Origin of the sequence: Amycolatopsis nigrescens CSC17Ta-90 (assembly GCF_000384315.1) — a bacterium.
GTDB classification, from domain to species: domain Bacteria; phylum Actinomycetota; class Actinomycetes; order Mycobacteriales; family Pseudonocardiaceae; genus Amycolatopsis; species Amycolatopsis nigrescens.
Map to the genome: position 1 here is coordinate 8,078,954 of NZ_ARVW01000001.1, position 12,506 is coordinate 8,091,459.

The 12,506-nt window shown below is 69.7% G+C and carries 16 protein-coding genes; 12 read left to right on the forward strand and 4 right to left on the reverse strand.

Going from position 1 to position 12,506, the window contains the following annotated elements; translation table 11 throughout:
* Positions 1-65: 65 nt before the first annotated feature.
* The 4 genes from AMYNI_RS0138145 to AMYNI_RS0138160 are packed head-to-tail and all read left to right on the forward strand — an operon-like array spanning position 66 to position 1,864.
* Positions 66-692: a TetR/AcrR family transcriptional regulator gene (locus AMYNI_RS0138145; protein ID WP_026361440.1), complete on the forward strand. Its 627-nt coding sequence runs from the start codon at positions 66-68 to the stop codon at positions 690-692.
* Between the two features lie 44 nt (positions 693-736).
* Positions 737-1,105: a VOC family protein gene (locus tag AMYNI_RS0138150; RefSeq protein ID WP_020673391.1), complete on the forward strand. Its 369-nt coding sequence runs from the start codon at positions 737-739 to the stop codon at positions 1,103-1,105.
* A gap of 7 nt (positions 1,106-1,112) precedes the next feature.
* Complete coding sequence (locus AMYNI_RS0138155) at positions 1,113-1,430, forward strand: ArsR/SmtB family transcription factor (protein ID WP_020673392.1); 318 nt, start codon at positions 1,113-1,115, stop codon at positions 1,428-1,430.
* Positions 1,427-1,864, forward strand: coding sequence for an SRPBCC family protein (locus tag AMYNI_RS0138160; protein ID WP_020673393.1), 438 nt, complete (start codon positions 1,427-1,429; stop codon positions 1,862-1,864). The genes AMYNI_RS0138155 and AMYNI_RS0138160 overlap by 4 nt, the downstream gene beginning before the upstream one ends.
* A 43-nt stretch (positions 1,865-1,907) precedes the next feature.
* On the opposite strand, the gene AMYNI_RS0138165 is transcribed toward AMYNI_RS0138160, so the two are convergent.
* Positions 1,908-2,663 carry an SGNH/GDSL hydrolase family protein gene (locus AMYNI_RS0138165; protein WP_157357660.1) on the reverse strand — a complete coding sequence of 252 codons (756 nt, stop codon included), beginning with the start codon at positions 2,661-2,663 and terminating at the stop codon, positions 1,908-1,910.
* A gap of 37 nt (positions 2,664-2,700) precedes the next feature.
* Positions 2,701-3,216: a CGNR zinc finger domain-containing protein gene (locus AMYNI_RS0138170; protein ID WP_020673395.1), complete on the reverse strand. Its 516-nt coding sequence runs from the start codon at positions 3,214-3,216 to the stop codon at positions 2,701-2,703.
* A gap of 25 nt (positions 3,217-3,241) precedes the next feature.
* On the opposite strand from AMYNI_RS0138170, the gene AMYNI_RS46415 reads away from it, so the two are divergent.
* Both AMYNI_RS46415 and AMYNI_RS46420 read left to right on the forward strand, forming a co-directional pair.
* On the forward strand, positions 3,242-3,439 hold the full coding sequence (locus AMYNI_RS46415; protein ID WP_051116629.1) for a hypothetical protein: 198 nt from the start codon (positions 3,242-3,244) through the stop codon (positions 3,437-3,439).
* A 9-nt stretch (positions 3,440-3,448) separates the two neighbouring features.
* A complete protein-coding gene (locus tag AMYNI_RS46420) occupies positions 3,449-4,387 on the forward strand; it encodes a LysR family transcriptional regulator (protein ID WP_020673397.1) in 939 nt (312 codons plus the stop codon).
* Here the strand turns inward: AMYNI_RS46420 and AMYNI_RS46425 are convergent.
* Together AMYNI_RS46425 and AMYNI_RS0138190 are read right to left on the reverse strand one after the other, a co-directional pair.
* Complete coding sequence (locus tag AMYNI_RS46425) at positions 4,334-5,041, reverse strand: maleylpyruvate isomerase family mycothiol-dependent enzyme (RefSeq protein WP_020673398.1); 708 nt, start codon at positions 5,039-5,041, stop codon at positions 4,334-4,336. The genes AMYNI_RS46420 and AMYNI_RS46425 overlap by 54 nt on opposite strands.
* Complete coding sequence (locus tag AMYNI_RS0138190) at positions 5,038-6,423, reverse strand: MFS transporter (RefSeq protein WP_211225541.1); 1,386 nt, start codon at positions 6,421-6,423, stop codon at positions 5,038-5,040. Before AMYNI_RS0138190 ends, AMYNI_RS46425 begins: the two co-directional genes overlap by 4 nt.
* Positions 6,424-6,635: 212 nt before the next feature.
* Between AMYNI_RS0138190 and AMYNI_RS0138195 the strand changes: the two genes are divergently transcribed.
* From AMYNI_RS0138195 to AMYNI_RS0138220, 6 genes are all read left to right on the forward strand, one after another.
* Positions 6,636-7,280, forward strand: coding sequence for a GNAT family N-acetyltransferase (locus tag AMYNI_RS0138195; RefSeq protein WP_040407807.1), 645 nt, complete (start codon positions 6,636-6,638; stop codon positions 7,278-7,280).
* Positions 7,281-7,325: 45 nt separating this feature from the next.
* A complete protein-coding gene (locus AMYNI_RS0138200) occupies positions 7,326-8,081 on the forward strand; it encodes an SDR family oxidoreductase (protein WP_020673401.1) in 756 nt (251 codons plus the stop codon).
* Between the two features lie 157 nt (positions 8,082-8,238).
* Positions 8,239-10,137, forward strand: coding sequence for an elongation factor G (locus AMYNI_RS0138205; protein ID WP_020673402.1), 1,899 nt, complete (start codon positions 8,239-8,241; stop codon positions 10,135-10,137).
* A 94-nt stretch (positions 10,138-10,231) separates the two neighbouring features.
* Complete coding sequence (locus AMYNI_RS0138210; protein ID WP_020673403.1) at positions 10,232-10,858, forward strand: dihydrofolate reductase family protein; 627 nt, start codon at positions 10,232-10,234, stop codon at positions 10,856-10,858.
* A 20-nt stretch (positions 10,859-10,878) separates the two neighbouring features.
* Entirely contained in the window at positions 10,879-11,214 is a 336-nt protein-coding gene (locus AMYNI_RS0138215) for a YciI family protein (RefSeq protein ID WP_020673404.1), read from the forward strand.
* Entirely contained in the window at positions 11,211-12,446 is a 1,236-nt protein-coding gene (locus tag AMYNI_RS0138220) for an RNA polymerase sigma factor (protein WP_020673405.1), read from the forward strand. Before AMYNI_RS0138215 ends, AMYNI_RS0138220 begins: the two co-directional genes overlap by 4 nt.
* The last annotated feature ends 60 nt before the right edge of the window (positions 12,447-12,506 follow it).

Sequence of the window (12,506 nt, forward strand, 5' to 3'; positions counted from 1 at the left end):
GTACTATTATGAGTATTAGCTCAGGTATTTTCCACCCCCTTTCGCCGCCATCGAGGAGGACCAGGATGCCGTCGACAGACCGCCGCTTGGAGCCACGTCGCAAGCCCCGCCAGGTGCGCGCCGAGCTCACGCGCGAGCGCATCCTCACCGCGGCCGCGCAGGTTTTCGCCGAGCACGGCTACGCCGCCGGCACCACCAACCGCATCGCCGAGCGCGCCCGCATCTCCATCGGCTCGCTGTACCAGTACTACCCGAACAAGGACGCCATCCTCGCCGCGCTGCTGATCCAGCACATCGACCGCGGCACCTGGACCGGTGCCGACGAACTCGACCTCTCACCAGGGACGCTGGAGGCGACGGTACGGGCGATCATCCGCGACGCGATCGACAACCACAGCGACGATCCCCAGCTGCTCCGGGTGATGATCGAGGAGGCACCGGTCTCCCAGGAGCTGCGCGACACGATCGACCGGCACGGGAAACTGCGCACGGCTCAGGTCCGCGACGTCCTCGTCCGGCACCCCGACGTCCGCGTGGGCGACCCCGACGTCGCCGCGGAGATCATCCTGTTCACCGTGGAGATGAACACGCACAAGTTCATGGCCGCTCCGCAGGCCATTCCCGTCGAGAAGTTCGAGAAGGAACTGGTCGCCATGCTGACCCGCTACCTGCGCGGGGACCCGGAACTCTGACCCCAGGGTTGATAGGTAGGAGATCTCCTACCTATAGTGGGGGCATGAACATCAACCAAGTGCAGTTCCTGTCCGTGCCCGTCGCCGACCACCGCAAGGCGAAGGACTTCTACGTCGGCACCCTCGGCTTCGAGGTGCGCTTCGAACAGGAAGGCCCGCACGGCACCTTTCTCATGGTCGGCCCGTCGTCCGGGCAGACCGGCCTCGTCCTGGTGGACTTCCCGGTGCCAGGGGTGGATTTCGGCGGCCCGCTGAGCTTCCAGCTGAGCACCGACGACGTCGACGCGGATGTGGCGGCGCTGCGGGCGTCCGGAGTGGAGGTGGCGGACGCGCAGGAGATGCCGTGGGGTCGGACGACCAAGTTCACCGATCCCGACGGCAACTCGGTCGGGCTCGCCCAGCTCACGGTCTGAGCCGCGGATGCCCGCCACCGATGAGGCTTTCGCGGCGCTGGCCAGCCCGGCCCGCCGTGCGGTGCTGCGCCTGCTGTGCGACGGTCCGATGGCCGTCAACGAGCTGGCGGAGCATTTCGAGATGCGCCGGCCGAGCCTTTCCGAACATCTCAAGGTGCTTCGCGAGGCCGGACTGGTCAGCGAGCGGAAGAGCGGGCGGCACCGGTACTACTCGCTGGAGGCAGAGCCGCTGCGGGAGGTCTCCGAGTGGCTGACTCCCTTCGAGCGGTTCTGGCGCGAGAAGCTCGCCGGGCTGCGCGACCTGCTGGACGAGGAGGATTTTTGAGCGAGACCGAGGATCTCACCGCGATCCACGTCGACCAGTTCATGGCCCATCCGCCGCGCAAGGTGTGGCGGGCGCTGACCGAACCGGAGCTGCTCGGCAGATGGCTGATGCCCAACGACATCAAACCCGTTGTCGGGCACCGGTTCCACTTCCAGGCCGAGGCGAAACCGGCGGCCGGGTTCGCCGGCGGGCCGGTGCAGTGCGAGGTGCTCGAAGTGCAGGAGCAGCGGCTGCTCAGAATCGAGTTCGGTCCGGATTGGACGCTCACCTGGCGGCTGGAGCCGGAAGGCAGCGGAACGCGGTTGTTCCTGAGCCACGAGGGTTTCGACCCTGACGATCACTTCCAGCAAATGTCGCGCAAGTTCATGGGCAAGGGCTGGCGTTCGGGTGTGCCCCGTGCGCTGGAGAAGGTGCTGGCCGAACTGTCCGGCTGACGGTTTCGCGGTCCGCTGACGTCCAGCGGACCGCGAAGGGCGCTCAGACCGGGGCCAGCACCGGTCGTTTCGGGGAGACGGTGTCCCCGGAAGACTCCCCTCGCAGCCGTCGCTGGATCCACGGCAGGGCGTGCTCCCTGCCCCAGCGCAGGTTCTCCGCGCGGCGCTGCGCCGGGCTGACCATCGCCCGCGGGCCGAGCTCCGCCCGGCGGAGGCCGTGCGGCACGCCGAGCACGTCCAGTACGGCGATGGCGACCTCGGTGTGCCCGAGCGAGTTGAGGTGCAGCCGGTCGGCCGACCACATCCGGCGGTCCCGGAGCTGCCGCATCGCCCACATGTCCACCACCTGTGCGCCGTGCCGGCCGGCGATCACCCGGATGTGCTCGTTGTAGATCGCGGTGCGCCCGCGCATCTTGCGGAAGAGCGGGTCCTCGATCCCGTCCACCCCGGTGAACAGCACCACCCGCGCGCCGGTGCCGGCCAGCCGGCCGACGGCGTTGTCGTAGGCCTCGGCGAGGGCGTCCACGTCCACCTTGGGTCGCATCAGGTCGTTGCCGCCGGCGTACAGGGTCACCAGGTCCGGTGCCATCGCCAGCGCCGGTTCGAGCTGTTCGGCCAGCACCTGGTGCAGCAGCCTGCCGCGGATGGCCAGGTTGGCGTAGCGCAGGTCCGGTTCGTGGCCGGCGAGCTGTTCGGCGGTGCGATCGGCCCAGCCGCGCACCCCGTTCGGGTAGCCGGCGTCGTCGTCGCCGACGCCCTCGGTGAAGGAGTCGCCGAGGGCCACTAAGCGCTTGCTCATGTCAGGCACTCTATTCGGCGGCCTTTCCGGCGGCGGCTCACACCCGGTGCCGGTCGCGGTGGTCGGCCACGTGCACCCTGGTCGCGCAGCGGGTGGAGCAGAAGCGGCGCTTGCCGTTGCGCGAGGTGTCCACGTACACCGTGTCGCAGCCTTCCCTGGCGCACTGGCCCATCCGGTCCGGGGCCTCGCAGTGCAGATGCGCCAGTCCGCCCGCGGTGTAGGCCCGCACCCGCCGGGCCCGGCCGGTGCGCTCGCTCGCGTAGTGCAGGTGCGGCGGCAGCCCGTCGTGCCGGGAGATGTACGGCTCGCAGGCGGAGTCCGCGAGCAGGGCGTTGATCAGGTCGATCCTGGCGTCCGGCTCGGTTTCCTCGAAGACCTGGCGCAGCCGGCCGCCCCAGGCGATGACCTCGGTGGCGTCATCGGCGGAGAGCCTGGTCAGGGACATGCCCGCGGCCCGCATCACCTCGACGAGCTTGGCCGCCGGGGCGGTACCCGTGTTGACCAGGGCAGCCGCGGCCTTGGCCGCCGCGCCACCGTAAGGGTTGAAGTGCACTGAACCATTACATCACGCTGAGATGATGGAAGAGAACACCTGTCCGCGCTGCGGCTGGCCGCTGAGGAAGCTGGTCTGGGCCGAGGGGTCGGCGCACCCGGTCTCGACCGGGCACGTGAGCTACCGCCGCTGCGTGTGCGGGGCCTGGGTGCTGCGGTTCGACGACGAGCCGATCGCCGCCACGGCTCACGACGAGCCCGCAGAGCGCCCGCCACCTGTATAGTCACTGATCGTGACGATCGGCCTGCGGCAGTTCCGCTATTTCATCGCGGTCGCCGAGGAAGGCAACTTCACCCGTGCGGCGAGCCGGCTCAGGGTCGCCCAGCCGTCCCTTTCCCGGCAGGTCCAGCTGCTGGAACGAGAACTCGGCGTGCGACTGCTGATCCGGCATCCGCACGGCGTCACGCCGAGCCGGGCAGGCGCCGATTTCCTGGCCGGCGCGCGGGCCGCGGTGGCAGCTTTCGACGACGCGGTCAACGCCGCCAAGCTCGCCGCGAAAGGCGAAAGCGGGCACCTAACGGTCGGTTTCCTGGTTGCCGCCGCACTCGAATACGCGCCGCTCATCCTGCAGAAATTCCGCCGGCGTTTTCCCGACATCAAGGTCGACGTCCGGGAATTCGACTTCACCGACACCTCCGCCGGCCTCACGGACGAGGTCACGGACGCCGCCTTCATCCGGCTGCCCCACGACGGCACCGTCGAGCTGGACCATCTGGTGCTGGCCGAGGAAGGGCTGGTCGCCGCGGTGCCGACCGATCACCGGCTGGCCGGGCAGCGCGAGGTCAGCGTCGAAGAACTGCTCACCGAACCGCTCATCGCCTCGCCCGTCCGCGGATCGTGGCGGGATTTCTGGTTGTTCACCGACCGGCGGGACGGCGCCCCGGCGCTGGTGGGCGCCGAGGCCAGCACGTTCGAAAGCGAGCTGCAGGCAGCCGCGGCCGGCCGCGGCGTGAGCGTCACCACCGAAGGCGCGCGCCGCTTCTACAACCGCCCGGACCTGGCGTTCGTCGACATCAGCGACGCTCCGGTGTCCGCCATCGCGCTGGCCTGGCGCGCGGGAAACACCGCCCCCGCGCTGCGGCACTTCCTGACCGTCGCCAATGAGGCCGTCGGGGCACTAGCCGGTGCACAGCGCCCTCGCCCGGTCGAGAGTGCCGTGCACCCGCGGTAGCGGAGTCCGGCCCCACAGGCCGAGGTAGAGCTGCTCCGCCGTCCCGCTGAGCAGGACGTCCGGCACGGGCAGTGGGCCGGTGGTCCGGGTGGTGGTGACCTTCCCGCGCTCGACCTCGACGAACCATGCGGTGTCTTCGGCCGCGCGTACCACCGCCGTCCAGCTCGACGCCATGACGTCGCCGGTGCGCAGGGGCAGGTGGATCGCCAGAACCTCGTCGATCCCGTCCAGGCACGCGTCGACGGGAAGCTCCAGCCGTCGGCCCAGCGCGTCGTGCGCGTCCCAGGCGTGCACCAGTACCTCGTGCGCGAGACATCGCGGCCAGAAACCGAGGCGTTGCGGTTCCTGGGACCAGTTCCACACCTCGAGGTCCCGATCCAGCGTCCGCAGCCGGTCGAGCAGGGAGCCCAGCTCCGCCGCCGCCCAGGAGCGCAGTTCGGAGTCCGCGGGTAGCGCGGCGTCGGTGAACTCCGGTTCCGGGCCGGCGGCATCGATCGCCGCGCTGACGAAGAACGCCACGTTGCCGAGGTGGTGCACCAGGTGCCGGAGCCGCCATCCGGGACAGGCGGGTACCGGCGCCTCCAGGTTGCCGGCGGAGAGGCGGAACAGGACATCGGCGTAGGTATCGGCCACTCGCAGGTACTCGACGTTCACCGGAAGTTCTCCACGAGGCCGTCGGCCGCGGATGCTTTCTCCCCGCGACGGCTCGGCAGGACGACGATGGCCACCACGGCTCCGGCGGCGACCAGGACGGCGGCCACCAGAACGGCACGGCCGTAACCGTCGGCCACGCCATGGCCGGTGGCCACCGCGGCCGCGGCGACGGCGACACCGATCGCCAGGCCGACCGCGGACCCGACCTCCTGGGTGGTGGTCAGCATCCCGCCGGCCAGTCCGTGATGCTCCGGCTCGACGTCTTCGACTCCCGCGACCGTCCACGCCGGGAAGGCGATCCCGTACCCGATCCCCGCCAGCAGTGCCCCCGGCAGCACCGACGTCGCCCACGAACCTTCGGCGGGCAAGGACAGCCCGAGCAGCGCCAAGGAGGCGGCGAACAAGATCATGCCCGCGATGATCACCGGTTTGGTGCCGAACCGGGCGACCAGCGCCGGGCCGACCCAGGCGCTGGACACCATGAACGCCGCCGCCATCGGAAGCAGGCCGAGGCCGGTCTGGATGGAGGTGAAACCGAGCACCGCCTGCAGATGCAGCGCGACGATGATGAAGGTCGGCCCCAGCCCGGTGTTGGCGAGTAGCGAAACGATGTTGGCGCCACCCGCCGAACGACGCCGGAACAACCGCAACGGCATCAACGGGTCGACCGCCCTCGTCTCCACCCACGCGAAAGCGGCCAGCAGGACCAGTGCCGCCCCGATCAACCCGAAGGTGAGCGGATGCCCGAGCCCGACGTGCTCACTGTTCGCGAAGGCGTAGATCAGCACCACGAGGCCGCCGGCCACCAACAGGGCCCCGGCCACGTCCAACCGCGCCGCCCGCGACCGTGCCGAAGGCCGGCCGTGCGGCAGCGTCCTGGCGAAGGCCACCACGAGCAGCCCGATGGGCACGTTGAGCCACAACACCCATCGCCAGCCCAGCACGTCGGTGATGAAGCCGCCCAGGATGACCCCGGCGGCCAGCCCGCTCGCCGCGACCGCGGCCCATGCCCCGAGTGCTCGGTTTCGTTCCTGCCCCGGCGGGTAGATGGTGGTCAGCAGCGAAAAGGCGGCCGGTGAGAAAAGGGCGGCACCGAGCCCCTGCAAGGCCCTGGTGGCAATCAGCATCGCCGGGTCGGAAGCGAATCCGCCGACCAGGGAAGCGATCGAGAAAACGGCGAGGCCGATGACGAAAACCCGTCTCCGGCCGACCAGATCCGCGGCCCGGCCACCTAGCAGCAGAAAGCCCGCTATGGCCACACCGTAAGCGTTGACCACCCATTGCAGTCCGCCCGCGGTGAAACCCAGCTCCCGCTGAATTTCCGGCAACGGCACCGTGGTGATGGAGAAGTCCAAAATAGCGACGAACTGTGTGGTGCACAACAGAAATAGCATCAGTCGTCGATGCGGGAAACTCACGTGGACACCTTTCAATGCAATGCGATAACCGAGGGGAGGTGTCGATTTCGGCCTTGAGTTCGGCCGTCGCGGTCAGTCTCACACGCATTCGGCGGCGGTGTCCAAGACCGGTTTGTCCAGTCAGGTATAGCCTTTTGCTCTACCGGGCAGACCGGTTCCGATACTGGAGGGTGCAGATGTACGCGATTTCCCTTGGGGGCGACGGCGCGGAGCTGCGCCCGCTCGAGCCTTGGCGGGCCGAGGAGTTCCTAGCCCATGTCGACCGGGGTCGTGAGCTCATCGGGCGGTACATCGGGCTGGCGGATGCCGTCACGGACCTGGAGTCGAGCCGCGCCTTCCTCCAGTCCTACGCGGAGAAGACCGCGGCCGACGCCGGGCGGATCCACGGCATCTGGTCTGAGATGGGGGCATGCGAGGCTTTTTGTGCATGCCCCCATCGATCGGGTGCGGGTGTCCCGCAAGATTCCGATGGCAAGCTGGTCGGCGGTGTCCTGTTCAGGACGATGGACGTGCCGGCCGGAAACGCCGAGGCAGGCTGCTGGCTGGAGCCTTCGGCGGTGGGCAAGGGGCTGGTCACCAGAGCCGCGCGGGTGATCATCGACTGGGCCATCGACGAACGGGGCATCCACCGCGTGGAGTGGCGGGTTGCCGCGGCGAACGAGGCCAGCATCGCGGTGGCCCGGCGGCTCGGCATGACGAAGGACGGCGTGCTGCGGGAGAGCCACCCGCACCGGGGGACACGCTACGACGTCGAGATCTGGTCGGTGCTCGCACCGGAATGGCGAGCTGCCAGGGTGGGTGGTATTGGCGTTCCTAGGTAGTCCGCGCACTGGTTGGCCCTCGGCCGCTGGAGCATCGTGAAAGTCATGAACAGCAACGAAATCCAGCAGACGAGCAGGTCACTGTCCGGCCGGGTCGCGGTGCTCACCGGGGCCACCAGCGGGATCGGTGCCGCCACCGCACGGCGGCTGGTCGCCGAAGGTGCCAGGGTGGCGGTGCTCGGCCGACGCGAGGACCGGCTGGCCGAGCTCGACGCGCTGGCCGTCCCGGTGGACATCACCGACCATGGCGCGCTGGCCGGGGCCGCCGAGCGGATCAGGGCCGAGCTCGGCCGGGTGGACCTGGTGGTGGCCAACGCGGGCGCCATGCTCGGTGCGCCCTTCGAGTCCGCGGACACCGTCGAGTGGGACCGCATGCTCGACGTCAACCTCCGAGGGCTGCTGCACACCGGCCGCGCGTTCGCCGACGATCTGCTCTCCGCCGCCGAAGCCGGTGACCGGGCCGATCTGGTGCACGTCGGATCGGTGGGTGGGCACCAGCTGTACCCGAACTTCGGGGTCTACTGCGCGACCAAGGCCGCCGTCGCGCACCTCACCCGGAACCTGCGGGCCGAACTGGGCGGACGCAACGTCCGGGTGAAGAACGTCGAGCCCGGCGTGACGGTCACCGAGCTCGGCGACGACATGGTGGACGGGCGGACCAGGCAGGTGGTGGCCGCGATGCGGGCCGAGCTGACCCCGTTGCAGGCCGAAGACATCGCCGACGCGATCGCGTACGCGGTGGCTGCGCCGCCACGGGTGAACCTCGCCGAGCTCGTGGTGGTGCCGACCCGGCAGGGCTGACCGGAAAAGCAGCTGAACCAGGAGCCGGCCTGCTGCTAGCGTCACCCCGTTCTGTGCCGACCGCACCCGCCGATCCGAGGGAGATCACCGATGCGCCAAAGGTCCGAAGTCACCACGACCGAAGACCGCTTGGACGCATTCCCGAGGACGACATTCCATGGAAGCACTGAACATCGGCATTCTCGCCCATGTTGACGCCGGCAAGACCAGCCTGACCGAACGCCTGCTCTTCGAAGCGGGCGTGATCGACGAACCGGGCAGCGTGGACCGGGGCAGCACCCGCACCGACTCGATGGAGCTGGAGCGCCGGCGCGGCATCACCATCCGCTCGGCGGTGGTCTCGTTCGAGATCGACGGGCAACCGGTCAACCTGATCGACACCCCGGGGCACTCCGACTTCATCGCCGAGGTGGAGCGTGCCCTCGGGGTGCTCGACGCGGCCGTGCTGGTCGTCTCGGCGGTCGAGGGCGTACAGGCGCAGACCAGGATCCTGATGCGCACGCTGAGCAGGCTGCGCATCCCGACGGTGCTGTTCGTCAACAAGATCGACCGGGCCGGCGCCCGCTACGACGAGCTGCTCGACGCCGTGGCTCGGAAGCTGACCGGTGGCGGGATCGCGCTGAGCTCGGTCAGCGCGATCGGCACCCGTGCCGCGAAGGTGCACCCGTTCTCCTTCGCCGACCCCGGGTTCGCCGATCGGCTCACCGAGCGACTGGCCGAGCGCAGTGAGTCCTTCTTGGACCGCTATCTGGCCGACGACCGGAGCATCGACCCGGCTGCCTGCCGGGCGGAGCTCGTGGCGCAGACCGCCGAGGCGGTGGTCCAGCCGATCCTGTTCGGCTCCGCGATCACCGGGGAGGGCGTGGACCACCTCATTCGCGAGCTGCGGGAGCTGTTCCCGGTCACCGGGGCGAACGGAGCCGGAGCGGACCTGGCCGGTTCGGTGTTCAAGATCGAACGGGGCGCGGCGGGGGAGAAGGTCGCCTATGTCCGGCTTCACGCGGGTGAGCTCGCCGTGCGCACGCAAGTCCCGTACTACCGCTGGACGGCGGCCGGAGTGCGGGAGCACCGCGAAAAAGTGACGGCCATGCGGGTGTTCCGCGGGGCCGAGCCGACCGCCGTGGAGCGGGCCGGCGCGGGATCCATCGTGCAGGTCTGGGGCCTGCGGGAGATCAGGATCGGTGACCGGCTCGGCACTCCCGGCGAGTCCCCCGGCGACGCGGCGTTCTCGCCGCCGGCGCTGGAGGCGGTGGCCGAGCCGGTGGACCCCGCGCGCCGCCCGGCGCTCTACGACGCGCTGCGGCAGCTGTCCGAACAGGACCCGCTGATCGGGGTCCGGCGCGACGAGGCCAAGCACGAGATCACCGTCCGGCTCTACGGCGAGGTGCAGAAGGAGGTGCTGGCCGCGCAGCTCGACGGCGACTTCGGGGTGGCGGTGCGGTTCGCCGAGACCCAGACCGTGTACCTGGAGAAACCGGTCGGCGTCGGCTCGGCGCTGACCGAGATCGCCAAACGGGAACGCAACGAGTTCTACGCGACCATCGGGCTCGAGGTGGCGCCCGCCGGGCCGGGCAGCGGGGTCGCTTACCGGCTCGGCGTGGAGCTTGGCTCGCTGCCGCTCGCGTTCCACACCGCGATCGAGGACTCGGTGTACGAAGGTCTGCGACACGGGCCGCAGGGCTGGGCGGTGACCGACTGCCAGGTCACCCTGACGCATTCCGGGTTCGCCAGCCCGATCAGCACCGCGGGCGACTTCCGCAAGCTGACCCTGCTGGTGCTGGAGACCGCGCTGCGGCGGGCGGGCACCCGGCTGTACGAGCCGATCAACCGGTTCGAAGCCGAGGTGCCACCGGACACGATCAGCGCGGTGCTGGCAAAGCTGGCCGAACTGGGCGCCACCCCGGCGGAGACCAGGGTGCTGTCCGACGTCTGCTACCTGGAGGGCGCCATCCCGGTCCGCCAGGTAGCCGAGTTCGAGCGGCGGCTGCCGGCCCTCACCCGCGGCGAAGGTGTCTTCCTGTCCCGGCCGTCGGGCTACCGCGCCGTGTCGGGTTGAACGGATTTTCACCGGGTTGTCGATTGGGGACGGGCTCGTTCGCCGTTGTGGGTGAGGGCGTCACCACCGGCGCCCCGGTAACGAAGGAAGCAACATGCGAAAACTGATGGTGATCACGTTCGTCAGCCTGGACGGGGTCATGCAGGCGCCGGGTGGCCAGGACGAGGACGTCGACGCCGGGTTCGAGCACGGCGGCTGGGCCGTGTCGCACCTGGACGAGCGCTTCATCCAGTCGGCGGCGGAGTGGACCAAACGGGCCGGTGCGCTGCTGCTCGGGCGCAAGACCTACGACATCTTCGCCGCCACCTGGCCGCTGGCCGATGCCGACGACCCGATCGGCTCGAAGCTGAACAACATGCCCAAGTACGTCGCGTCGCGGACGCTGGACACCGTGTCCTGGCAGAACTCCGCACTGCTCACCGGTGACGTGGCCGAGGCGGTCGGCAAGCTCAAGCAGGGCGAGGGCGGCGAGATCCAGGTGCACGGCAGCGGCGATCTGGTCCAGACACTCATCCAGCACGACCTCGTCGACGAGTTCCATCTGGTGGTGCTGCCGGTGCTGCTCGGCGTCGGCAAACGGCTCTTCGCGGAGGGCACCATCCCGGTCGGCCTCGAGCTGATCGAGTCGAGGACGTTGAACACCGGAGTCGTGGTCAGCACGTACGCGCGGAACGGCAAGGTCGAGTACGGTTCGATGGGCCCGGAGACCGGAAACTGGTGATCGACCGGACAGGACGAGTTATGCCGCAGTACGCGATTCTGATCTATGAGAAGGAAACCCCCGGCGGCGTGGCCGACATTCCGCCCGAGGTGATGGAAGCCAATCTGAACGCGGGGGAGAAGATCGCCGCGTTGGGCGCGAAAGTCGTGCACGAGCAGGCGCTGGAGCCCAGCGCGGCGACGCGGACGATCCGCAAGAGCGGCCTGGTCACCGACGGACCCTTCCTCGAGAGCAAGGAAGTGATCGCCGGGTTCTTCGTGGTGGAGGCCGCCGACCTCGACGTGGCGATCGCCGTCGGCAAACTGCTTCCGATCATGGATGGTGCCGTCGAAGTGCGGCCGCTGCTCGCCGTGTGAGCACGGTCGGACAGACGGTCGCCGACGCGCACCGTCGCGAGTGGGCCACCGTGCTCGCCGCGACGGTGCGCGTCACCCGCGATCTCGACCTGGCCGAGGAATGCGTTCAGGACGCGTACGCCGCCGCGCTCGACGCCTGGGCACGTGACGGCGTACCGGCCAGGCCGGGTGCCTGGCTGACCACGGCCGCCCAGCACAACGCGCTGGATGCCTTGCGCAGAGCCAAAACCTTGAGGTCGAAGCTGCACCTGCTGGTGGAGCCCGATGTCGCCGCCGAGCCGGCCGTGTACGACGACCGGCTGCGGCTGGTCTTCCTGTGCTGTCACCCGGCACTGGCCGCCGAAGCGCAGGTCGCGCTCACTCTGCGGCTGGTCTGCGGGGTGCCGACCCCGGACATCGCGAAGGCGCTGCTGGTCTCCGAGACGACCATGGCGGCCAGGCTCACCCGGGCGAAGAAGAAGATCACGGCGGCGCGGATCCCGTTCCGGATGCCCGCCGACGGTGAGCTGCCCGGCCGGCTGGACGCGGCCCTCACGGTGATCCACCTGCTCTTCACCACCGGCCACACCGCACCGGCGGGACCGGCGCTGACCGAGGACGACCTCGCCGAGCGCGCGCTCGACCTGGCACGCCTGCTGCGTGACCTGATGCCGGACGAGCGTGAGGTCCGGGGGCTGCTCGCACTGCTGCTGGCCGGGCACGCCCGCCGCGCCACCCGGACCACCGCGGACGGGCGCCTGCTGACGTTGGCCGAGCAGGACCGTTCGGCCTGGGACTCCGGTGCCATCGCCGAGGCGCACGAGCTGGTGCTTGGCGCACTCCGCGGCGGCAGTCCCGGCCGGTTCGCCCTGCAGGCCGCCATCGCGGCGCTGCACGCGACCGCGCCGACCTACGCCGACACCGACTGGGCGCAGATCCTGGTGCTCTACGACGAGCTGCGGAAAACCTGGCCGTCGCCGGTGGTCGCGCTGAACCGGGCGGTGGCGGTCGCGATGGTCAGCGGACCGGCGACCGCGCTGGCCGAAGTGGAGACGCTCGAACGGAACGAGCGGCTGGCCGGCTACCGGTATCTGCCCTCGATCAAGGCCGACCTGCTGCGCCGGCTCGGCAGGCGAGCCGAGGCCGCGATCGCCTACGAACGAGCGATCGCGGTGGCCGGCAACGACGCCGAACGCGCCTTCCTCGTCGACAGGCTCACCGAGTGCTCGGAACACTCTCACGGAACACCGTGACCGCGCTGACCAGGCCGGATCATGAAATTTCGATCTTTCTTGGGGCGGGACTCAACATTT